Genomic DNA, 22566 nt, shown 5'->3' with positions numbered 1-22566 from the left:
TGTATTCCATTAAGGAACATAAAATTCAATCATTCGACGGATGGCACGTTGACAAACCGGACAAAACTCCGGATATTCGTTTGTTTTCATGCGGCAGTCGTAAGCCGGACGATAAATACCTTTGGCAGAGTAGCCTCCTCCTTCATATACTCCTACCGGATATTTCTTTTTTTCAGCAACAGGGGTAGGGATCGGAGTACCTGACGGAAGCATATCTTTCCATTTGGAAGCGAAGTTTACCCGTGTTGAAATATTCTGTTCCCACGGTTCGACATCCAGCGGATAAGTATCTGTCATCACATCATCATCATAGAAATATTCGTCGGCCAGTCCACCGAAACTGTGTCCGAATTCGTGCACTACTACCGGCTTGAACATCGGGTGATGGGCTGTGGTCAGCGTATACGAATTGTATATTCCTCCTCCACCATATACATCCGTGTTAGCCAGGATTATGATATGTTCGTAGGGGATGCCTGCCAATGCATTGTGGATAGATTTTACCCGGCTGGTAGTCAGATAGCGGTCCGAATAAAATGTATCGAAATGAGAATGAACTGCCGTTTGTTTCCATTGGTTTTCGCGGGGAACACTGACACCGCTGTCCATAGAAGGGCTGGCTACGGCAACAATATTAAATTTGCCCTTCATGGAGCGGAACGGCTCATACGAAAACAAACTTTCGCAGGTGCGTTGTGCATCCTGATAGAAAATATCCATTTCTTTTTCTGTGTATCCTTCTGCAAGGATGGCAACGTCTATGCAGTCTTTTTCATTACCGCTTTGAAGCATATACCGATGCGGAGTGACATGTGATACCCCCCGTTTATGAATCAATATATCATCCGGACGGATGATATGTTTGTAGGTAGCCAATCTTTTTTTTCGCGGAGAATATAAAGTGACTTCTACCTCCACGGGCTGTTTAGGATAAGGAAGAAGGAAAGTATTCTCAAATCCTTTGGCTGTTTCTTTGGCTTCGTCTGTAGACAGCCACTCTTGAAACAAAGAAGAGAATGACGTTTGGTAGATACACTGTTTGCTGGCAAGGTCTTTCACTATAATTTGTCCGTTGCCTTCCAAAGGAAGTTCCGAAAGATGATGTTGACGGCCTGCCCAAGTAGGAAGTTGTGATAGCTCATCCAGATAAATAGCCTGTTGTGTAGCATCCCCGGTAAAGATATAATCCACTCGCAATGTTTTGTTCTGAAAATAATCAGCAAAATTCTGTGCATAACTTCCTATAGAAGTACAGAAACACAGAATGATACAGCAAATATGTTTCATATAAACGGTATATTTATGTTTTTCGCAAAGGTACGAACTATTGTTGACTTATCCGCTTTCTGCAAATAAAAGTAATAGATTATAGTATTTGTTGTCGAAAAATCGCTAACTTTGCATAAAAGATTCATTGATAAAAACAATTTGATTCAAAAATGGGACATCATCAATTAGATGCTTTAGATGAGCAAATTCTGAAACTGATTGCAGGGAATGCGCGTATTCCTTTTTTGGAAGTAGCACGAGCTTGTAATGTTTCCGGTGCTGCAATCCATCAGCGTATTCAGAAGCTAACTAATTTAGGTATATTAAAAGGTTCGGAGTACGTCATCGACCCCGAGAAAATCGGATATGAGACTTGCGCTTATATTGGTATATATCTGAAAGATCCCGAATCCTTTGATTCGGTAACGAAAGCTTTAGAAGCTATCCCCGAAGTGGTGGAATGTCATTTCACTACCGGAAAATATGATATGTTTATCAAAATTTACGCAAAGAATAACCATCATTTATTGAGTATTATTCACGATAAGCTGCAACCATTGGGGTTGGCACGTACCGAAACATTAATCTCCTTCCATGGAAGCCATTAAGCGGCAGATGCCAATCATGGTCGACATAGAAGATGAAGATTAATCGTTATTTTCTCACGTAATCAACAAAAGCATAGGAGCAGAGATGTTTCTCATCCGCAGGATGAGCTTCTCTGCTTTTTTCTTGCCACATCTCCGGTGATACTTCAGGAAAATAAGCGTCGGCTTCGGGAGCCGTGTTGTCTATCTCTGTCAGGCAAAGTTCGTCAGCAAAGGAAAGAGCCTGTTGATAAATACTTGCTCCTCCTATAATATAAATGTGTTCCTCCTCTTTACAACTTTCCAAAGCCGCTTCGAGTGAAAGGAAAACTTCCGCACCGGGACATTCTGTAGCCGGGTTGGAAGATAAAACGATGTTTCTGCGATTGGGTAATGCGCCTTTCGGTAGTGACTCGAAAGTTTTGCGTCCCATCAGTATCGTGTTTCCGGTAGTTAATGCTTTGAAACGTTTCAAATCATTGGGTAACCAGAAAAGAAGTTTGTTCTCGAAGCCGATAGCCATACGGCGGTCTACGGCAGCAATGATAGATATTTTACTCATAAAGTTACACGGCTACTATTCCTGCAATATGCGGATGCGGATCATAGTTCACTAATTCAAAGTCCTCAAATTTGAAGTCGAAGATACTTTTCACATCCGGATTGATCTTCATTTGTGGCAATGGACGAGGTTCCCGTGATAATTGGAGCTTCACTTGTTCCAAGTGGTTCAGGTAGATATGCGCATCACCAAAGGTATGGACGAAATCTCCGGCTTTCAATCCCGTCACTTGTGCCATCATTTGCAGCAATAATGCGTATGAAGCAATATTAAAAGGAACGCCAAGGAAAATATCAGCGCTGCGTTGATATAGTTGCAGGCTTAACCGTCCGTCTGCTACATAAAACTGAAAGAAAGCATGGCAGGGAGGTAAATTCATATGATTCAGGTCCGCTACGTTCCAAGCGCTTACAATGATACGGCGCGAATCCGGATTATGTTTGATTGTTTCCACCACTTCACTGATCTGGTCGATAAATCCACCGTTATAGTCAGGCCATGAACGCCATTGATAACCATAAATATGTCCTAAGTCGCCGTTTTCATCCGCCCATTCGTTCCAGATACGCACTCCATGTTCCTGAAGATATTTCACATTAGTATCACCTTGCAGAAACCAAAGCAATTCGTATATGATTGATTTCAGATGTAGTTTCTTGGTTGTCAGGCACGGGAAACCGTCATCAAGATTAAAACGCATTTGATGACCGAAAACGCTGATGGTTCCGGTTCCGGTACGGTCACTTTTTTCTGTACCTTCGGTTAGTACACGATTGAGTAAATCCAGATATTGTTTCATAATGAATAAGTTGTGGTGAAAATGATTCTCCGCACAAAATTACAAAAATGGAGTGAATAAATTAGCAAACCAGCCGACGAACTTCTTCCACGGGGAGCGCTTTTTCCAGAATTCAGGCGTCAATTGAGTGCAATGCTCAATATCATCCCGGAACATTGTATTTAATTCACCCGTTATTTGGGTATCAAAGATAAAGGCATTAGTTTCGTAATCATAGCGCAAGCTGCGGCTGTTCAGGTTGGCAGTGCCGACTGTACAGAACAAATCATCCACCATCATTATTTTAGAGTGATGAAATCCACCGTTGTACATATAGACAGTAGCTCCTCTTTTCATCAGTTTGTGTAACTTATAAAGTGCGGCATCCGGAGTAAACGGGATATCGGAGGCGGAAGAAACCATGATTGTAACATTTACGCCTCGGTCGATTGTCCGGTTCAACGCCTTTTTAATTGAAGAAGTCGGTACAAAATAAGGATTGACAATATGAACATTCTTTTGGGCCGAATAGATGCTCATAGCATAAGCGTGGCTCAACATACGGCTATTCTTTTTCGGGGTACGGTCTACGATTGCTACCACAATATCCGTACTGTCCGTTTGTTCCTCATGTTGGGGGAAATAAGCGGCTCCACCTACATTCTGTTTGGTTTCCTTATTCCAGATCGTTAGGAATATCTCCTGCAAATCATTGACGGCATCTCCCTCAATACGTGTGTGCATATCACGCCAGGTTCCGATTTTGGGTAGTCCGTTAATGTAGTAGTCAGCGATATTCATACCACCGGTATAAGCCACTTTTCCATCTATGACAGCTATTTTCCGGTGATCGCGATGGGCGGCGTGATTGATATAAGGGAAAGTGAACGGATCGAACTTGACAATCTCGATTCCTTGTTCACGTATTTTTTTGAGATGTTTCTTTTTAAGTGGTTTGTTGTTCGACCAGTTTCCGAATGCATCGAACATGGCTCGTACTTCGACCCCTTCCTTCACTTTTTCGGCCAGCAGAGCAAATAAAGCATTGGCGATGGAGTCATTTCGGAAGTTGAAATATTCCAGATGGACGTGGTGTTTGGCTTCCCGGATGGCTTCGAACAAATCGATAAATTTCTCCCGTCCGCTTTTTAGCAGTTTTACTTTATTATTATCAGATATGGGAATTCCCGATTCTTGTAAATAACGTAGCAAAAGGGAATCGCTGGTTAATCCGATTGAGTCCCTGGGATGCATCAGACTGTCGATGATACCTGCCTGAACACTCAATATAGGCAGGAACAGAAATAAAATAAATATACGTAATTTCAAAACTCTTCTCACTCTTTTAGTTTACAGAAGAACAAAGATACGATATCTAAGTTTGGGCTCCTTTGCTAGTTAGGGTAGATTTATCATTCTTTAACAAAATAAATCCTTTTTCAAGAGCTAATTATGCCATTGAAGCAACCTTTCGTGTAGCCATGAATAATAGTACAACAGCTGCGATAATAATTGATTTCGGATCAAGGCTGGCAGTGCCATGATTAATCATACCGATAAATACTTCTCTTATGGTTCCCCAAGCTGCTTCCAAACCGCCTAACCATACAAAAAGTGCGACCGCCACAGTCATCACGAAAGCGCTCCAGATACGAGCCAGGCGATTGCTACGACCGGGTAAGTGATGCATGACACGGCGACTGAATCCGTTATCTGCTATTTCCTGCTTGTTTTCTGCGAAGAAATCGCGCAAGAGCTTATCATTGTCTATTTCTGTCATAACCGTTTTGTTTTAAATACGTTGCTAACTTTTCTTTCCCGCGTGACAGATGGCTTTTCACTGTCCCTGACGGTACTCCTATAATCCCTGCAATTTTGTCGATACTAATGTCCTCCATATAGAACAACGTGATGCAGGTTCTTTCCACTTCTTTAAGCATTTTGAGTGACTGGTAGACATCCATTTTCTGCCCGATATTCTCCTGTTCGGTGCTGTTGATGGCGTCTATTTCTCTTGTATCCAAGTCAGCTGTCTCTTTCCGGCTGCGAATATAATCATAAAAAACATTATAAGCAATACGGTACAGCCACGTAGAGAAACTTGACAAGTTCCGGAAAGAGGCAATGTTCGTATATGCTTTGATAAATGTATCTTGCGCAAGGTCGTCACTCAATTCGCTGTCGCCGCAAGTCAGGTTCAGGAAGAATCGCCGGATGGGCGACTGGTACTCCTTCACCAACTGGTCGAAGGCCTTGGTGTTCTTGAACACCACGACCTGTGCGACTAACGATATATCATTGAGTTGGCTCATTTATTCTCGTCGTTCTTTTCTTCGTTTACTCCTTTGTCTTTCTCTTCGGATTCGGAAGGGATGATTTCGAAACTATCGGTTCTAACGTTATTCGGGTTCTTTTTTTCATCCTTATTACCCGTATACATCCGGGTAGCATTTGCGTCTTGAGTCTGTTGTTTACTACCGATAATCCATTGTCCGATACCCATGAATGTAACGAGTAAGCCGATAGCTCCCATTCCGAATTCACCGGTGATTGCCCAGAGGAAGATGAAAAGACCGATACCTGTGAAAGTGTTCTTGATGCCTTGTGAACGCGAATCTACAGTTTTGGTTTCGCGGATAAACTCTGCCGGAAGCGGTTGGCCGGCAGCAAGTGCCTGTTCGGCAAGGTGATAACGTGCTTTCCGGTTCTTATAACGGAAGAAGAAGATTACAAATAGAATGAATACCGGAAATCCGAATACAGCAACGATTGCTATGATTGTTACCAGAATACTACCAGCACCGACATTATTGAATGGGAAATCACTGTCATCCGATTCGAATGTGAAGCTGGCTTTACCATGAGTGCTGCTTACATTACTTGAGTTTGCATCAACGTCTGTAGAGTCGGCATCCGCTGTATCTACACCAATCACCGTGACAGCAGTATTATTCGTATTTGCTTTATTGTCTTTGGTCACAGTAACTTTTACTTTCCCGATGGAATCACGAACAACGGTAGTCTGGGCAACAGCCAGTGTGCAAGTGGTCAGTACAACCATCAATGCTAATAGAAAATTTTTCATATCTATAGTTTTTTAATTTATTTCTTTGTCTGTTAGACGTAGTTAATATCATAGAAAGTTGCAAAGAGACGAAATATTTTTGATATTTGCGGAAATTAATAAACGAAAGATGGAATTACCTGCTTCTTTTATAGACTACACCCGCGCTCTATTGGGCGATGAAGAATACGACAAACTGGCTGTTGCCCTCCAACAGGAACCACCGGTTAGCATCCGGTTGAATCAATTGAAAATCAATCATTCTTTATCGGATAAGGTACCTTGGTCTTCCGAAGGATTCTATTTGAATGAACGTCTTACTTTCACGTTCGATCCCTTATTTCATGCAGGCTGTTATTATGTTCAGGAAGCTTCTTCCATGTTTGTGGAGCAGGTACTCCGGCAATATATCACCGGACCGGTGAAGATGTTGGATCTTTGTGCGGCTCCCGGTGGAAAATCGACTCATGCCCGTAGTGCACTTCCCGAAGGGAGCCTGTTGGTAGCTAATGAGGTGATCCGGAATCGTTCGCAGATCCTTGCTGAAAACCTGACGAAGTGGGGACATCCGGATGTGGTAGTGACCAATAATGATCCGGCAGATTTTTCGGCTTTGCCCTCTTTTTTGATGTGATTCTTACAGATGTTCCCTGTTCCGGTGAAGGTATGTTCCGTAAAGATCCGGTAGCTGTGGACGAGTGGAGTCCCGAGAATGTGGAAATCTGTTGGCAACGCCAGCGACGGATTATTGCGGATATTTGGGATACGTTGAAGCCCGGAGGTATTCTTATATATAGTACGTGTACATTTAATACGAAAGAGGATGAGGAGAATGCACGTTGGATTCAACAAGAGTATGGAGGCGAACCATTAACTGTTCAGGTGCAGGAGGATTGGAATATAACAGGAAATCTTTTGTCGGATAAAAGGGAGCATTCCAAGTCTTCTATTCCCGTCTATCATTTTTTCCCTCATAAGACGAAAGGTGAAGGCTTTTTTCTGGTGGCTTTTCGTAAGCCGGAGACAGAAGAAGAGATTCCGGTATCTTCTTCTGCGAAAGAGAAAGCCTTCAAGAAGAAGGATAAGAAAGGGGCAGCAACATCTTCTCCTGTATCGAAAGAGCATCTGAATATGGCCAGAAGCTGGTTGAATGATGAAAATTCGGACAAGTATATTTTATTGGCGGAAGGAACAAATATCCGGGCTTTTTCACATTACTATATTAATGAGTTGACGACGATGAAACAAAGCCTGAAAATCGTGTCGGCAGGGATTGAGATAGGCGAAGTGAAAGGAAAGGATTTAATCCCTGACCATGCGTTGGCGATGTGTACCTCGCTTTTGTGCCGGGAAGCATTTGCCACGGAAGAAATAAATTATGAACAGGCTATCACTTATTTACGAAAAGAGGCCATTGCCTTACCGGCAACAGCCCCTCGTGGGTATGTTTTGCTTACTTATCGGCATATCCCTCTCGGATTTGTGAAGAATATCGGCAATCGTGCCAATAATCTTTATCCGCAAGAATGGCGCATCCGTAGCGGATACTTGCCGGAAAATATACGCATCTTATCAGAAGACGTTACTGATTAAGGCAGTATTCCTGCAGGTATTTCCTGTTGGGAAAGGGTAAAAGCGAGTTGTCTGCCTGTGCCTGCTTCGCCTCCTGTAAATTCTTCCAGCGTGTAGGAAGGAGGAGGTGCAGGTGATGTCCGCGTTTCTCCAATGGGCGGAGTGTTCCAGTTCAGATTTAGGCTTTTATCCAACCGGTGAAATAAGTACGAATTTCCCCATATAATGAATTTATGATCGGAAACAGGTGTTGCCATATCTTCCGAAAAAGTGAGGGTTAGTGTCACTTTCTCATCGTCTCCCTCTTCTTTTTCCAGTTTGTAACTTCCTTGGGTTATTAATTCAAGTCCGGATGAAAAGGCGGTCTGTTCTCCCTGTTTGAAAAAATAAGCATCCCGTGCGTGGTTGTTAATCAGAAAAATGTCGGAAATGCCAGGTAGAAGATTCGCGTCTCCGTTGGGTAAGTTAGACAAGTAGCTGCGGAGCAACTCTATATTTTCGTAATTATCGACCACCTTGATTGGTAAAGTGCAACTCTCTTGTGTGGCGTTGTCCGTTACTGTCAGATAAGTCGTTCCGGTGAGGATACCGGTTACATAAATCATACGTCCGGCAGGTACTCCGCTCCAGCCAGTTTCAGTTCCGGCACTTGCGATGCGTGTGTCTTTCATTGCAAGTGAGTAGTCACCATTTCCGCTTTCCAGGCCGAGGTAACGTCTGCCACCCATAGGCACTTCGTATTCACTGTTGTAAAAACGTAGTGGATTGTCGTCATCATCTTTACAGCCACTTAGTAGCGTAAGGATGCAGCATAACATGAATAAATTGAAATGTTTAGGTCTCATAATTTAAATTTTATGTTCGTTGCAAATGTAATGTATTCTTTTGAAATATCCAGTCGGAAATTGAAGAAAGAGAGATGGAAAGAGAGATGGAAAGAGAGGAGATCTATTTAGGCACGAATTACACGGATCAACACTGTTGCTTTATAGTAATGACAACACTAAAGACCGTGAAATCCGTGTAATCCGTGCCTAATTTATTATATAAACATACTTATATCACTTAAAAATAGAAATTAGTATGTTCAGCATAGCCCATGCTTAAAGGGTTTTATGTACTATTTATAGCTTGCTTTTGTAAATCCGTGCCATTGCCTTTTGGTACTGATTTTCCAATTGCAGATAATTTTGATGACTTTGATAGATCACCGACACTTCAACGAAGTACTCGATCATACTAATTTGTCCACCTGTCAAAGCTTGTTTCAGCAATGCCAAATCTTGTTGCGACTGGAAAGTCTTGTTATATTCTTCCATTGAAGCATGCAGCGTTTTCGCTTCCCGGTAAAGCTGTGCCAATTCAGATTCCACTTGCAGGGTAGCATTATCCTTTTGCAAGTCGATGTTGAGTGCCTGCGCTTTAGCGATTTTCACCTTATTCCGATTTTCGAAAAGAGGGAAAGAGAAGCCTACCACTACACCGTTGAAAGGCACACCTGTTTCCGTATTCCGACGGTAGCCGAGTTCTAGTTTCGGCAACCACTGGGATTTATTGACAGCGATTTGTTTACGGGCAACGAGACTCTCGTTGCCTAGTGCCATTAGAGTGCGGTCCGTTGCCATGACTTCCGATTTCAACATTTGGTAATCGCTTGGGAACGATATAGCCGGATATTGGTTCTCTTCGAAAACCACCGGAATATTACCATTCAGTGTATTCAACTCCTGCTGCTTATTGCGGAGTGCTGTCTCGTTCAGAGACGCTTCCGTTTTGACATTCAGCAGCTCCAAGTTGATTTTATTGGTTTCGAGCGCATTTGCATCTCCCGTTTGGAGACGCTTGGCATACATTTTAGCCAGCTCTTCCGCATTGCGGAGACGTTCTTCCAAAATATGCTTTTGCTGACGGAGCATAATAATATCCAGGCAGAGTTCTTTTGCCTGTAACAGCTTCTCCTGACGAAAAACATCCGCCTGACTGTCAAAAGCTCCTGCCTTCAGTCGGTTCAACTTGTTACGTGTAGCATATAAACTGGGGAAATCGAAGCTTTGTGAAACAACCAGCTCACCGATTGTTTCGTTTTTATCTTTCGCTCCCCATAGATGCGCGTAAGAAAGAGTAGGATCAGGTAAGTTATTATCCGTTTTGGCTTCCAGCTTCTGCGAAGTAATCTGTTGCTCGTTTGCCTGCAGCTCCCTATTGTTCGTTTCGATATTTTTCAATACCTGGTCAATTCCGTTTTGAGCTTGCACTCCGCCTATGGCTAAGAATAGAAGTGCAGTGCTTATGATCATGATTTGTTTCATTCTTATTTTCTTTATTTGTTACAATCTATTGTTGATAGATACTTTATGATAAGGCATCTGTTTGTTCGGCACCGGGGAACACCCCTTTTCTCACCGAGGAACACTTGTTTCCTCACCGAGGAACGATGCTTTCCTCACCGAGGAAAAAGACCACCCTCTACAGGCTTTCCTGAGCCTTTTTCCGATGCATCATCAGATAAACGATCGGGACTATGAAACCGTTCAAAAAAGTTGACGTTAATAATCCTCCTAAAATCACTTTAGCCATCGGACTCTGGATTTCGTTACCGGGCAAATCGCCGGCAAGTGCCAATGGAATCAGTGCCAGTGCAGAAGACAATGCCGTCATCAAAATCGGATTCAGACGGTCAAGAGAGCCCTGAATCACACTGTCATACACATTCAAACCCTCTACCTGTTGCAAATGGTTGTAGTGACTGATTAACAGCATACCGTTACGGGTAGCAATACCGAATAAAGAGATGAAACCGATGATAGCCGGAATGCTGACTTCCCCTGTTGTAATCACCAAGGCAAAGACACCACCGATCAGTGCCAGCGGAAGATTCAGCAAGATAACCCCGGATTCTTTCACGCTGCGGAACTCATTGTACAGCAACAGGAAAATGACTACAATACTGATAAACGAAGTCAACGCCAACGTCCGGCTGGCAGCCTGCTCACTTTCAAACTGTCCGCCATACTCGATATGATAACCTTCGGGTAATTGTACCGATGTATCGATGCGTTTCTGAATATCATTCACGACACTGCGCAAATCACGGTCAGCCACATTCGCGGAAATGACAATTTTACGTTTCACATTCTCGCGGTTGATCGTATTCGGACCCATGGCCGATACCACTTCCGCTACATAGCTCAAAGGAACCTTGCGGCCGTCGTTCGTGTCTACCATCAGGTTACGGATTTTCTCCATCTCATCCCGGGCATCCTCCTTCACTTTTACGATCAGGTCAAAACTCTTGCCCTGTTCATAAACTTGTGAGATCACTTTTCCGGCCAAAGCCACATTCACATATTCCGAAAATTCCGGCAGGGTAATACCGAACTTAGCCAGCATTTCCCGTTTAGGCTGTATTTTCAGCTGCGGACGTTCGATCTGTTGTTCCACGTTCAGGTCGGCAACACCGGGAATGTCACTGATCGCTCCTTTGATTTGATTACCGAGTGAAAACATCTTATTCAGGTCATCACCGAATAACTTGATAGCGATATTCGCTTTCGTACCCGACAGCATTGCGTCGATACGGTGGCTGATCGGTTGTCCGATTTCTATGTTTGCTCCGGTGATTGTACCTAGTTTTTCACGTACATCCGCTACCAGTTCACTGCGCGAGCGGTCTTTCAATTCGAACGGAGCCTCTATTTCAGAAACATTGACTCCTAACGCATGTTCATCCAATTCGGCACGTCCCGTTTTCCGGGCTACCGTTTGTATTTCGGGAATCGTCATCAATAACTCTTCGGCGCGATGTCCCATTTTGTTGCTTTCTTCCAGCGAAATACCCGGCAGAGAACTGATATTGATGGTGAACGATCCTTCATTGAACGAAGGTAGGAAACTGCGTCCGAGTGTGAAAAACACTCCGAGCGCAATTACAAAAAGTCCGATTGTACTTCCGAGAGTCACACGCTTATGTGCCAGTACCCAAGTCAATGCTTTTTCATAAATCCCTTTCATCCAGCGGGCAACGGGAGCTTCTTTCAGTTCCTTGTTCGTCTTGTTGCTTCCTAATAGATAAGAGCAGAGCACCGGAGTCAGTGTCAGGGCGACTATGGTAGATGCAAACAATGCCACGATAAAAGCAACACCTAGTGGAACCAACATTCTGCCTTCCATGCCGCTCAAGAAAAATAATGGAACAAAGCTGACCACGATAATCAACGTTGAATTAAGGATAGGCATGCGCACCTCTTTCGACGCATTGAATACCACTTCGAGCGTATTTAGTCTTTCTGCTTCCGCTTTCAGGCGGTTCTCCCGCAGTCGTTTATATACGTTTTCCACATCGACAATGGCGTCGTCTACTAATGAGCCGATAGCTATCGCCATACCTCCAAGACTCATGGTGTTGATTGTCAGCCCCATGTAGTGTAAGGTCAGGATTGAAACGAGCAGGGAAAGAGGCAGTGTCACCAATGAGATCAGCGTAGTACGTACATTTGCCAGGAACAGGAAAAGCACGATGACAACGAAAATACCTCCTTCAAAGAGTGATTTCTTCACATTGCCGATGGAGCTTTCAATGAAGCGGCTTTGACGGAATATGTCCGTTGAAACTTTTACGTCCGGCGGCAGATTTTTCTGGAGATCTTTCAGAGATGCTTCCAGTTTGTCTGTCAGTTCCAGTGTACTGGTAGCCGGTTGCTTGGTAACAGTCATCAGGACGGCAGATTTGCCACGTTCTGAAGCAGTACCCAGTTTCGGAGCTTTCGGTCCGATGGTAACGTCTGCAATATCTTCCAGCGTGACAGGGAAGTTGTTCACCGTTTTCACTACCGCTTTGCCAAGTTGCTCTGTTTTAGAAGTGGAGAGTACACCACGTACAATATATTCATTTCCAAATTCATAGAGCACGCCTCCGTTTGCGTTCAGGTTCATATCCTGTGTCACCGCCATCACTTCTCCCATCGAGATGCCGTAATGACGCATCCGTTCGGGATCTAGCTGAATCTGATATTCTTTGATATCTCCTCCGAGCACAGCCACTTGTGCCACTCCTCCGGTAGACAGCAGGCGTGGACGGATAGTCCAGTCCGCAATCGTGCGAAGATCGAGCATGGAAGTGGAGTCGGCAGTCAGACCGACGATGAGCATTTCGCCCAAGATAGAAGATTGCGGTCCAAGAGTCGGTTTGCCGACATTGACCGGCAGTGATTCGCTCACCACCGCTAATTTCTCACTAACAATCTGACGGGCGAGATAAATATCCGTTCCCCAATCAAATTCTACCCAGACAACGGAAAATCCGTTGGTAGAAGAAGAGCGGACACGACGCACACCCGTAGCTCCGTTAACGGCAGTTTCAACAGGAAAAGTAACGAGCTGTTCAACTTCTTCCGCAGCCATACCATTCGCCTCGGTCATGATTACTACCGTAGGTGCATTTAGGTCGGGGAATACGTCTACTTCCGTATGCATGGCGGTATACGTTCCTGCAATAAGCAGGAGGATGGCCGCACAAACTACAACCAGCCGGTTGTGTAGGGAGTAATGTATAATTTTATTAAGCATGATGTTTCATTAATTGAGAGTTATAAATAACTTGATAGATGCGCCGCACCAAAAGACGGCTGCGACGCTTGGTCTCTTTAGTGTTCGTGGCTGTGTGCCGGGATTGCATTGCTTGCGCTTGCCAGTCGAACCTGATAAGCACCCTCGGTCACTACACGGTCACCGGCCTTTACACCAGTCAGAATTTGAACACTTTTGCCGTTGTCGGCTCCTATCGTTACTTCCTGTTTTTTATAACCCTCTTCGTCTAGTTGCAGATAGATGAAGAAGATGCCTTGTTCCTCTGTCAGCGCAGTGCGCGGAAGAGAAATCACGTTTTCCATCGCTGACGAAAGCAGGAATACCTCCACGAATGAGCCGGGAATCATTTCCCCTTTGTTGTCGAACTCAAAAGTGACAGGCACATAAAAAGAATTGTCTCCGGCAGCTTTTCCGAAAGAGAGAAGTTTACCGTTCAATGCTTTCAACTCGTACACCTGATTATTATAAGGAGTCTGGAAATTGGCGGAACTGATGGTGCGGAGATATGGGTAATACTTTTCCGACACTTCGGCACGGAGGAAAAGACGACGGTTCTGCGTCACGCTTACCAGCGGTTGTCCGATTGTCACATAGTCGCCTTCTTTCACGAGAATACTTTTCACATATCCGGCAATGGGAGCCGTAATACTTTGGCCGATAGCCGAATGATTCTTGGAAAGAGCTTCGTAACTAAGACGGGCGTTTTCGTAACTTTGCTCCGCTTGTGCAAAATCCTTGTCGGATACGATCTTGTTTTTAACAAGCTCCTTCATACGTTCGTATTCCTTCTTGGATACCTCGTAGGCAATGCGGGCACGTTGCACCGGATCACCGTCAGCGATATTCTTTGAAGAAATGGTGACTAGAGGAGTGCCGCTGCCGACGCTCATTCCTTCCGTTACTTTTCCACGGAAAGATACCACGCCGGCTACTGTGGCTACGGCAACCGATTCATCCCCTTGAGCAGCCAGCACCTGTCCGCTGGTTTTAATTACTTGCTGGAAAGGTGCAGGTTCAATAACGCTCACCTTTACACCGGCTGCTTCGGCTTTCGCTTTCGGAAGAATGATTTCATCACTGTGGGCTTCGGCAGCTTCGTTGTGTTCATCGGCTGCTTCCATGATTGTGTTCTCCGCTACATTCGCCTTCATGGGAATGATCGGGTCCCTCTGCCTCGTGATTATGTCCTTCCGCGGCATGATCGTGTTCATTGTGTGTGTGTGTGACGGTACTATTATTACAGGATCCCAGAACGAATAAGCCCAGGATTCCCACGAAAATAAGTTTTTTCATAATGATATTTTCCTACTAAATTTTACTGTTTTCTTTTTACGCTACAAAGATAAGGTAGCGCAGATGCAACTGATTTGCATTCACGCTTTTACGCAAAAACAGAGTAGGGAGGGGCACGAAGAGAAGTGGTACGATGGGTATCCGTACCATGCAAAGAGTCTCGGTAGACGTAATAGTTCTTAACCCGTTTCTCTTGCGGTCGTAATAGATGTTCGATGATTACATCCGTGAATAAGGTAGCAATGAATACGTAATCCGGTCCGCTATCCGTATGGATGGATGGAGTGGGGGAGTAGAAACGAGTCAAACATTCGCTGCTGCAACATGAGTCGTTTCCCGGGTGATGATGATGCGTGGGACATTGCTGTTCTACAGGCAAGTCCTGCTTCATGCAAATCATCCCGTTGGGATGATGATGATGGGGAATAACCGCTGCCACCAACATAATAATGTTGATAAAAAACAGCAGAGTTACTATTATTCGTTTCTTCCCTTTCATCCTTTCTTTTAGAGGTTATCCGCTTTTCAGAGTTTCAAAGTGCAAATATACAAATACTTTTATTTCGCCTGTAGCCGATCCCCTCTTTTTATTATTTATTATTTCTTTTCCAGTTCTTGCAGTGAATCCATTTTCTTCTTTTCGAGGAACTCATAGATACCGCAAAGATGTTCCGTCACCTTTTGATTACCGAACTCATACACCTTGGTAACCAGCCCGTCGAGGAAGTCACGGTCGTGTGAAACGACGATCAGCGTACCGTCAAAATCCAGCAATGCCTGTTTCAGAATATCTTTCGTCTTCATGTCCAGATGATTCGTCGGTTCATCCAAAATAAGGAGGTTGACAGGTTCCAGCAACAATTTAATCATGGCCAGACGGGTACGCTCTCCGCCCGAAAGCACTTTGACCTTTTTCATCGATTCCTCGGGACCGCCAAACATAAACGCCCCCAGCAAATCACGAATCTTGTTCCGGATATCCCCTTTGGCTACATCGTCAATCGTTTGGAAAACCGTCAGGTTTTCATCCATCAGCGAAGCCTGATTTTGAGCGAAATATCCGATTTGCACATTATGTCCCAGAGTCAATGTACCGTCATGCTCAATTTCCTTCATAATACACTTCACGAGCGTAGACTTACCCTCACCGTTCTTACCGACGAAAGCCACCTTATCACCGCGCTCAATCGTCAGGTTAGCATTGCGGAATACCACTTTGTTTCCGTATGTCTTTCCAACTCCCTCCATAATGACCGGGTAACTGCCCGAACGGGGTGAAGGCGGGAATTTCAGTCGCAATGCAGAAGTATCCTCTTCATCCACCTCCAGCAATTCCAGCTTCTCCAGCATTTTGACGCGGCTCTGCACCTGCAACGTCTTTGAATAAGTCCCCTTGAACCGTTCGATAAACTCCTTCGTTTCAGCAATAAACTTCTGCTGCTCGTCATAAGCCTTCTGTTGCTGTTCGCGGCGATCCTTGCGCAATTGCAAATATTGCGAGTAATTCACCTTGTAGTCATAGATACGTCCCATCGTCACTTCGATGGTGCGTGTTGTAATATTATCCACGAATTTGCGGTCGTGACTAATTACGATGACCGCTTTCCCATTATTAATAAGGAAATCCTCCAGCCATTGAATAGATTCGATATCCAGATGATTCGTCGGCTCATCGAGCAAGAGCACGTCCGGTTTCTGCAACAGCAATTTGGCGAGTTCGATACGCATTCGCCATCCACCGCTGAAATCACTCGTCTGACGCTGAAAATCCTCTCGGGTGAACCCTAATCCGAGCAATGCCTTTTCCACATCCTCTTCATAATTAGTCGCGTCAATCGAATAAAACTTCTCGCTCAAGCTGGACACTTCCTCAATCAGCGCCATGTAACTGTCGCTCTCGTAGTCCGTCCGTGTCTCAAGCTCCTTATTCAGCTTTTCGATCTGCGCTTCCATCTCATGAAGATGTGAAAAAGCCTGTGCCGTTTCGTCAAACACTGTTCTTCCGTCTTCCGTCATCAGATGTTGAGGCAGGTATGCCACTACACAATCTTTGGGTGTGGAAACTTTTCCACGTGTCGGTTGCCGTGCGCCTGCCAGAATTTTCAGCAGCGTACTTTTTCCCGCCCCGTTTTTACCCATCAGAGCGATGCGGTCTTTTTCATTAATTACGAAAGAAATATCACTAAATAAAGCAGTGCCGCCAAACTCTACGGCCAGTCCGTCAACAGAAATCATACTATTCTTTTAAATTGAGGCACAAAGATAGCGAAATATATGAATCTTTTTTATACCTTGCGGGCTGAAAAGGAAAATTGCTTAAAAAAAACAGATAAAAAAACAATATATAAGCGATATGGAAAGCGAACAAATGAATGAATTCAGACCTTTAATTTTGGTAGCTGAAGACGATGACAGCAACTTTAAATTAATCAAAGCTATCATAGGCAAAAAGTGTGATATCGAGTGGGCTAAAAATGGACAGGAAATGGTGGAGTTGTTTCAGCAGCACCAGCAAAGAGCCAAAGCAATGCTGATGGATATTAAGATGCCGGTGATGAACGGATTGGAGGCAACGAAGATAATTCGTGAATCTAACACAGAAATTCCTATTATTATGCAGACTGCCTATGCTTTTAGCTCGGATAAGGAAAATGCAATGAATGCAGGAGCAACTGAAGTATTGGTGAAACCTATCACCTTGGGTATTCTCCGCACTACGTTGAGTAAATATTTACCCGATTTGCAGTGGTAAGATTTATTCTTACGGGATTTTTTTAATTTATCAAAAAGAGCTTAAGCGCTAAAAACGTAAAAGCATAGAAAAGAAGTATGATTGGGTAGAAAAATGGTATTACTCTAACTTCATCTCATGCATTTGGATAAAATAAAATAGGCGAACCTCACGGTTGGCCTATTTTTGTTCGTCTCTGTTAATTTGTTAGAGTACAGAAACGACTCTATGTAAAGTCTCTCCTTTGAGAGATTTTAAGTTCATTATTTGTTTCCGCCAGCCCACCATACGGCCTCGCTATATACGTACTGACCGTCACCGAAAGCAGCTTTCACTTCAGGATTTGCCAATACATCGTCTGCTCCATAGCCGAAGCGCAATGGGAATTTACTGCTGTTCTGCGGGTTTTTCAGTACAATGAAGTTTTCTCCTGCACCTTTCAGACGGCGGTAGTCATTATAGGCTTCCAGTGATTCGCCGGATGCGCCGAAGAAAGCAAGATACTTTTGTATCATTGTCTCTTGCAGAGGATTGGCATCGAACAAAGGTTCCACTTCATCCGTGAAATATGTTTCTGCCACATCTGCACCCAAATCGCTGTCACCATCATATATCCAAGTATCAGCAGCATCTATAATTGAATTTCCCAGATTCTCGAATCCGGCAGTGATAGCAGCTTTCAAAGCACTCTTAGCTTCACCCAGTCTGCCTCCTAAGCGGCATAATGCTTCTGCTTCAAGGAATTTCACTTCGTGATAGCTGATTAAAAGAGTAGGAGCCGACATAGCCCATGATATCATCGACATACCATAATTATTCTGCAACTCTTGCGGAGTTCCGTTAGGAGCCGCTTTGATGCCTGCGATGTCCGTAGCTTGCGTAGCTCCGTATCCATAAGTGATATATCCGGTAGGATCAGGCTCCAGAAACGCTTGCGGTGCTCTGGGGTCATTGCGCTCAACGAACTTTTCAATCAGACTTTCACTGGCTGCCAAACTGTTACGGCTGTAGCTGAATGCCCAAAGCGGATTTACTTGTGCATCAGCATCGTAAACTGCCAACTTACATTCTTCACTTGCGTTGGCGAATGATTTGCTCACATAAGTAAGAATATTCTGAAGATCTGTTGTCTTATTGGCACTTTTGTTGAGCAGACGCATTGTATAACGTGCTTTTAACGCATAGGCCGTTTTGAGCCACATACTTGCCTGTGTACTGGTGCTTGAACCATAGATCAAGTCTTTAGAACCGACAGCACCGGATAAACCCGTATCTTTGGCAGTACCGTTATTCAGTAGGGTGATAGCATCATCCAAGTTCTGCATCACTTCCTGATAGATACTTTCCTGTGTATCTATTTTAGGTTGCATATACATCGGTGTGCCGTCCGGATTGAGGATACCAGTCTGGCTGTACGGTGTGTTTCCGAACACATCGGCTGCCACTGCTCCGTTGTAGGCGAGCAGGATTTTAGCAATCGCTTCTGTCACTACGTTTCCTTTTTCCGAAGGATCTTCTTCGCACTTCTTGATAACGATTTTAGCGTTCTTGATATTTGCGTACACATTGATCCATGCGTTGTTGTAGGTTGTAGCCGTTGAAGGCTCTCCGCTGCGTACTTCCGCGCGGTAAAGCTGGTTGGATATACCCGTTTCATGTTCTATGTAAACAGAAGAGTAGAGCGAGAAATCCCCTCCTACAGTGCTGAATGCAGTACTTACGCCTAAGTCTGTAATCAAAAACTTAGCGGGCGCATCCAACGGATTGTTAGGGTTTTCATTGATTTTATCCATTGCGTCTTCCGTACAAGCAGAAGCAATGGCAGCAGTCAAGAAAGAAACTGCCAGCAATTTTCCTATTGATTTATATTTTTTCATTGTCTTGCAGATTAAAATTTAATGTTGAAACCAAAGCCGAAACTAGCTGTTTGCGGCATTGAATAATCTTCAAATGCTCCTGCCATGTTGTTGTTACCCTGACTGGCTTCCGGATCGAGGTCAGGCAATTGTGCCCAGATCAGAATGTTTCTGGCAAATGCGTTTACAGAAAGTTCAATCGAACGTTTTTGAAGAATTTTGTAGTTGACAGCCACTTCACGCAGTTTGATGAAAGAGTTGTCATATACAGAAGATTCGTCGATGTCGTTCAGACGGCTGTAATATACTTGTTGTGCGTTTGCACCTGTGATGGCGATATCGTTTTTAGTTCCGTCAGTTTTGTATCCGTCGAAGATGATGGTACCTTCACGGTTTTCCGTTCTCTTGCTGACACCGTAGTAATCTGCCAGTCCGGTTGTTCTACTATACATCTGACCACCCTGTTTCCAATCAAGCACTGCGCTGATAGTACACTTCCATAAGCGTAATGTGGTGTTGAAGCCCATCAGGAAGTCCGGAGAAACCTTACCGATAACCTGTGCTTCACCAGCGATAGGTAAACCGTTTTCGTCTACCAGACGATTACCGTTTGCATCTCTCTTGAAACCTACACCATAGATGACAGGGAATTTCTCACCTGCTGAAGCGCGTACCTGCGGAGTAACGTAACCACCCAGAGAGATATTCTCTACACCCGGTGCCAGTTCATCTACGTAGTTGTCGATCTTTGTCCAGTTGAATGCAAAATCCCAGTTGATATTCTTCGTCCGGATTGGGGTGAAGCCAAGAGTGAATTCGTGCGTGTTGGTATGAATCTTACCACCGTTGGTAAGCAGTTTGCTGGCACCGGTAGAAGAAGCCAAAGGCACTTCAAAAATCTGGTCTTTAACGTTCTGGCGTGAGTATGTATAACTGAATGTGATTAAGTTATCGAGGAAGTTCACGTCAGCACCCACTTCATACGAACGTGTGTTCTGTGGTTTCAGTTTCGGGTCGAAAATCGTTGAGTACGGAGTATAGGCGGTAGTGCCTTTCATCGGGTACATGATCGGAGTCAACATATAGAATCCACCTCCATAAACCGGAGTCGAGTAATAGTTTTCGAGGAAATCCCCTGCTTGTCCTACTTCCGCGTAAGATACTCTTAATTTGGCGTGATTAACCACATTGTTTTTCAATGCATCCAGTTCCGTCAGGATAAAACCGGCCGAAATAGAAGGATAGAAGAACGAGCGGTTGTTGCGTGGCATATTAGATACGTAGTCCTGACGTCCGGTGAGGGTCAGATAAAGCATATTTCTGTAAGAAGCCGATATGTTACCGAAGAATCCTACTGTACGGTTTTTCCATGTCTCTTCCTCCGTCTGTTGAGTAGTGGCGTTGTTGATGTGGTTCCATCCCGGGAAGTTGTAGTTCGTACCATATTCATAATACTTCTTTCTGTTGCTTTGGATAATTTCGTTACCCACTACCGCATTCAGTCCCCAGTCTTCATTGATGTGCCAGTCGTAGTTGATGGTCAGTAAAGAGTTGTATGTAGCGTTCGTCCAGCCGTAGTTCTCGATCTGTCCGCGACCGCCACCGGTGTTACTACCGTATCCGTAGCTATCTACGTAATGAGTGGTGTAAGCATCCACACCAACCATGTATTTAGCGTTCAACTTGTGGTTCGTTGTGCCGAAATCAGTCTGATAGCTTGCATATACATTTCCGAAGAAACGGTTGGTATCTTCCGTAAATTTGTTGTTCTCCATCGCCCAGTAGGCGTTGTCAAAACTGCCACGGAAAGAATTTTGTGCGTACAGGTTGCCGTCTACATGGCTTGGAATCCCGGCCAGATCATAACTGGGAGGGGCTGCGTAAACCGTTCTCAACAGACCATTACCGGAAGTCACCGCTTTATCGATGGAAGTGGTGATGTAGTTAGCTGTAAATCCGGAGCTCCAGTTATTAGTCAGTTTGGTGTCCGCACTTACCTTTACATTATATCTATCCATGCCAGTGCTTGAGATAATACCATCTTGATGTGTATTTCCCAATGAGATAGAGTAGGAGCTTTTATCGAGCATCTGTGCTACATTCAGTGAGTTACTCCAGGTAATTCCTGTGTCGAAGAAATCCTTGGCATTGTCGTATGCCTGTGGAGTGACCCATGGATCAAGACCAGCTGCTGCACGTTGGGGAACATAATATTTTCCTTGATGTACACCATACTCTTTGGCATAGTCACTATTTGCATTACTACCACCATACGTTGCGTCGTTGGGAAGTTCGGAAATCTTAGGTCCCCAAGATGTTCCCGAAGTGGCACTGAATACTCCCCCCGAACCTTGTGCATATGTTTTCTGGAACTCCGGCAGACGACCGACTACATCGAAGCTGACATTGGAAGAGAAGCTAACCTGCGGTTTGCCTTTTTCCAGTCCTTTACCGCTTTTGGTCGTGATGATAATCACGCCATTGGAAGCGCGGATACCATAAAGCGCAGAAGCAGCCTGACCTTTCAAAATGTTGATACTTTCAATATCATTAGGGTCGATATCCACTGCACGGTTGGCGAAGTCCGCTCCGCTCACACTACCATTGTTCTGAATGTCTGTGCTAACGTCAGGAGTACTGGTCACCGGCATTCCGTCAATAACGTAAAGCGGAGTATTGTCACCCGAGAAAGAACGTGCACCACGGATGGTGATCTGTGAAGAAGCTCCCGGCATACCACTTGAAGGTTTAACGTCCAGACCTGACACTTTACCTTGCAATGCTCCCGCCAGATTAGAGTTGGCAGCTTGCGTCAGTTGATCTGATTTTACGTCCTGAACGGCGTAACCCAGTGCTTTTTCTCGCGCGAGATACCCATGGCTGTCACTACAACCTCATCCAGTGCTTTCGCGTCGCTTTTTAATACAACATTTATCACTCCCGGTTTGATGGAAACGTCCTGCGAAATCATTCCTACATAAGAAACGCGCAAAGTTTTAGCAGAACTTGGTATGTAGAAGTTTCTGCCTTTATCATTGTTAATAGTTCTTTAACCTTTTTGAAGGTGTAAAATGATAAAAAGATACCGTTTAGGAGGTAATAATGTTCACTTTTCCTTGAAAAGCCTGATTTTGATGCTTTCTTTCTGATAGAAATCATCTTTTAAAAGATGCTAAATTGGAAACGTTTTGTTTTAACCTATCAGTTTTTAGAAAGTTCTTGCTTTCAAAACGATATTTTTTAGTTAAATACGTAACACTTTTTTCGA

The 22566-nt window shown here is 44.2% G+C and carries 14 protein-coding genes and 4 pseudogenes; 3 read left to right on the top strand and 15 right to left on the bottom strand.

What is annotated here, in order from left to right:
- Nucleotides 1-9 precede the first annotated feature (9 nt).
- On the bottom strand, nucleotides 10-1287 hold the full coding sequence (locus tag NXX38_RS25945) for an IgA Peptidase M64 (RefSeq protein ID WP_258981679.1): 1278 nt from the start codon (nucleotides 1285-1287) through the stop codon (nucleotides 10-12).
- Between the two features lie 152 nt (nucleotides 1288-1439).
- On the opposite strand from NXX38_RS25945, the pseudogene NXX38_RS25940 reads away from it, so the two are divergent.
- Nucleotides 1440-1920 (top strand): annotated as a pseudogene (locus NXX38_RS25940) (Lrp/AsnC family transcriptional regulator).
- Between the two features lie 3 nt (nucleotides 1921-1923).
- Here NXX38_RS25940 and NXX38_RS25935 read toward each other — a convergent pair.
- The 6 genes from NXX38_RS25935 to NXX38_RS25910 form a co-directional block, all read right to left on the bottom strand.
- Entirely contained in the window at nucleotides 1924-2418 is a 495-nt protein-coding gene (locus NXX38_RS25935) for a dihydrofolate reductase (protein WP_258981677.1), read from the bottom strand.
- Nucleotides 2419-2422: 4 nt separating this feature from the next.
- Nucleotides 2423-3217 carry a thymidylate synthase gene (locus tag NXX38_RS25930; RefSeq protein ID WP_074557665.1) on the bottom strand — a complete coding sequence of 265 codons (795 nt, stop codon included), beginning with the start codon at nucleotides 3215-3217 and terminating at the stop codon, nucleotides 2423-2425.
- 39 nt (nucleotides 3218-3256) lie between these two features.
- Entirely contained in the window at nucleotides 3257-4525 is a 1269-nt protein-coding gene (gene cls, locus NXX38_RS25925) for a cardiolipin synthase (protein WP_258982034.1), read from the bottom strand.
- Nucleotides 4526-4646: 121 nt separating this feature from the next.
- Entirely contained in the window at nucleotides 4647-4976 is a 330-nt protein-coding gene (locus NXX38_RS25920) for a DUF5056 domain-containing protein (RefSeq protein WP_074560204.1), read from the bottom strand.
- Nucleotides 4957-5508 carry an RNA polymerase sigma factor gene (locus tag NXX38_RS25915; protein ID WP_148365118.1) on the bottom strand — a complete coding sequence of 184 codons (552 nt, stop codon included), beginning with the start codon at nucleotides 5506-5508 and terminating at the stop codon, nucleotides 4957-4959. The genes NXX38_RS25920 and NXX38_RS25915 overlap by 20 nt, the downstream gene beginning before the upstream one ends.
- A complete protein-coding gene (locus tag NXX38_RS25910) occupies nucleotides 5505-6281 on the bottom strand; it encodes a DUF6249 domain-containing protein (RefSeq protein ID WP_148365117.1) in 777 nt (258 codons plus the stop codon). Before NXX38_RS25910 ends, NXX38_RS25915 begins: the two co-directional genes overlap by 4 nt.
- Nucleotides 6282-6390: 109 nt before the next feature.
- Between NXX38_RS25910 and NXX38_RS25905 the strand changes: the two are divergent.
- Nucleotides 6391-7853, top strand: a pseudogene (locus NXX38_RS25905) (methyltransferase RsmF C-terminal domain-like protein).
- Here NXX38_RS25905 and NXX38_RS25900 read toward each other — a convergent pair.
- From NXX38_RS25900 to NXX38_RS25875, 6 genes and pseudogenes are all read right to left on the bottom strand, one after another.
- Nucleotides 7850-8677, bottom strand: coding sequence for a hypothetical protein (locus tag NXX38_RS25900; RefSeq protein ID WP_148365115.1), 828 nt, complete (start codon nucleotides 8675-8677; stop codon nucleotides 7850-7852). The pseudogene NXX38_RS25905 and the gene NXX38_RS25900 overlap by 4 nt on opposite strands.
- Before the next feature lie 279 nt (nucleotides 8678-8956).
- Nucleotides 8957-10141: a TolC family protein gene (locus NXX38_RS25895; RefSeq protein ID WP_258981673.1), complete on the bottom strand. Its 1185-nt coding sequence runs from the start codon at nucleotides 10139-10141 to the stop codon at nucleotides 8957-8959.
- Between the two features lie 157 nt (nucleotides 10142-10298).
- Nucleotides 10299-13397, bottom strand: a complete 3099-nt coding sequence (locus tag NXX38_RS25890) for an efflux RND transporter permease subunit (RefSeq protein ID WP_258981670.1) — start codon at nucleotides 13395-13397, stop codon at nucleotides 10299-10301.
- A gap of 77 nt (nucleotides 13398-13474) precedes the next feature.
- Nucleotides 13475-14711: pseudogene (locus NXX38_RS25885) on the bottom strand (efflux RND transporter periplasmic adaptor subunit).
- An 88-nt stretch (nucleotides 14712-14799) separates the two neighbouring features.
- Nucleotides 14800-15210 carry a DUF6769 family protein gene (locus tag NXX38_RS25880; protein WP_148365111.1) on the bottom strand — a complete coding sequence of 137 codons (411 nt, stop codon included), beginning with the start codon at nucleotides 15208-15210 and terminating at the stop codon, nucleotides 14800-14802.
- A 98-nt stretch (nucleotides 15211-15308) separates the two neighbouring features.
- Nucleotides 15309-16946, bottom strand: coding sequence for an ABC-F family ATP-binding cassette domain-containing protein (locus tag NXX38_RS25875; RefSeq protein WP_258981668.1), 1638 nt, complete (start codon nucleotides 16944-16946; stop codon nucleotides 15309-15311).
- A 118-nt stretch (nucleotides 16947-17064) separates the two neighbouring features.
- Here NXX38_RS25875 and NXX38_RS25870 point away from each other — a divergent pair, with 118 nt between their 5' ends.
- Nucleotides 17065-17463: a response regulator gene (locus NXX38_RS25870; protein ID WP_004297972.1), complete on the top strand. Its 399-nt coding sequence runs from the start codon at nucleotides 17065-17067 to the stop codon at nucleotides 17461-17463.
- A 242-nt stretch (nucleotides 17464-17705) separates the two neighbouring features.
- Here NXX38_RS25870 and NXX38_RS25865 read toward each other — a convergent pair whose 3' ends face one another.
- Both NXX38_RS25865 and NXX38_RS25860 read right to left on the bottom strand, forming a co-directional pair.
- Entirely contained in the window at nucleotides 17706-19319 is a 1614-nt protein-coding gene (locus NXX38_RS25865; RefSeq protein ID WP_148365109.1) for a SusD/RagB family nutrient-binding outer membrane lipoprotein, read from the bottom strand.
- 11 nt (nucleotides 19320-19330) lie between these two features.
- Nucleotides 19331-22290 (bottom strand): annotated as a pseudogene (locus tag NXX38_RS25860) (SusC/RagA family TonB-linked outer membrane protein).
- Nucleotides 22291-22566: the final 276 nt, after the last annotated feature.

The organism is Bacteroides sp. BFG-637 (genome assembly GCF_024793605.1).
In the GTDB taxonomy this organism is placed as follows: Bacteria; Bacteroidota; Bacteroidia; order Bacteroidales; family Bacteroidaceae; genus Bacteroides; species Bacteroides vicugnae.
This window is presented reverse-complemented; position numbering and strand designations above follow the sequence as displayed.

Bases quoted from the DNA above. Each gene is read 5' to 3' on its own strand.
- NXX38_RS25880 (WP_148365111.1), bottom strand. From the start codon at position 15,210: ATGAAAGGGAAGAAACGAATAATAGTAACTCTGCTGTTTTTTATCAAC.
- NXX38_RS25895 (WP_258981673.1), bottom strand. From the start codon at position 10,141: ATGAAACAAATCATGATCATAAGCACTGCACTTCTATTCTTAGCCATA.
- NXX38_RS25875 (WP_258981668.1), bottom strand. From the start codon at position 16,946: ATGATTTCTGTTGACGGACTGGCCGTAGAGTTTGGCGGCACTGCTTTA.
- NXX38_RS25920 (WP_074560204.1), bottom strand. From the start codon at position 4,976: ATGACAGAAATAGACAATGATAAGCTCTTGCGCGATTTCTTCGCAGAA.
- NXX38_RS25865 (WP_148365109.1), bottom strand. From the start codon at position 19,319: ATGAAAAAATATAAATCAATAGGAAAATTGCTGGCAGTTTCTTTCTTG.
- NXX38_RS25900 (WP_148365115.1), bottom strand. From the start codon at position 8,677: ATGAGACCTAAACATTTCAATTTATTCATGTTATGCTGCATCCTTACG.
- NXX38_RS25945 (WP_258981679.1), bottom strand. From the start codon at position 1,287: ATGAAACATATTTGCTGTATCATTCTGTGTTTCTGTACTTCTATAGGA.
- NXX38_RS25915 (WP_148365118.1), bottom strand. From the start codon at position 5,508: ATGAGCCAACTCAATGATATATCGTTAGTCGCACAGGTCGTGGTGTTC.
- NXX38_RS25870 (WP_004297972.1), top strand. From the start codon at position 17,065: ATGGAAAGCGAACAAATGAATGAATTCAGACCTTTAATTTTGGTAGCT.
- NXX38_RS25935 (WP_258981677.1), bottom strand. From the start codon at position 2,418: ATGAGTAAAATATCTATCATTGCTGCCGTAGACCGCCGTATGGCTATC.
- NXX38_RS25910 (WP_148365117.1), bottom strand. From the start codon at position 6,281: ATGAAAAATTTTCTATTAGCATTGATGGTTGTACTGACCACTTGCACA.
- NXX38_RS25890 (WP_258981670.1), bottom strand. From the start codon at position 13,397: ATGCTTAATAAAATTATACATTACTCCCTACACAACCGGCTGGTTGTA.
- NXX38_RS25930 (WP_074557665.1), bottom strand. From the start codon at position 3,217: ATGAAACAATATCTGGATTTACTCAATCGTGTACTAACCGAAGGTACA.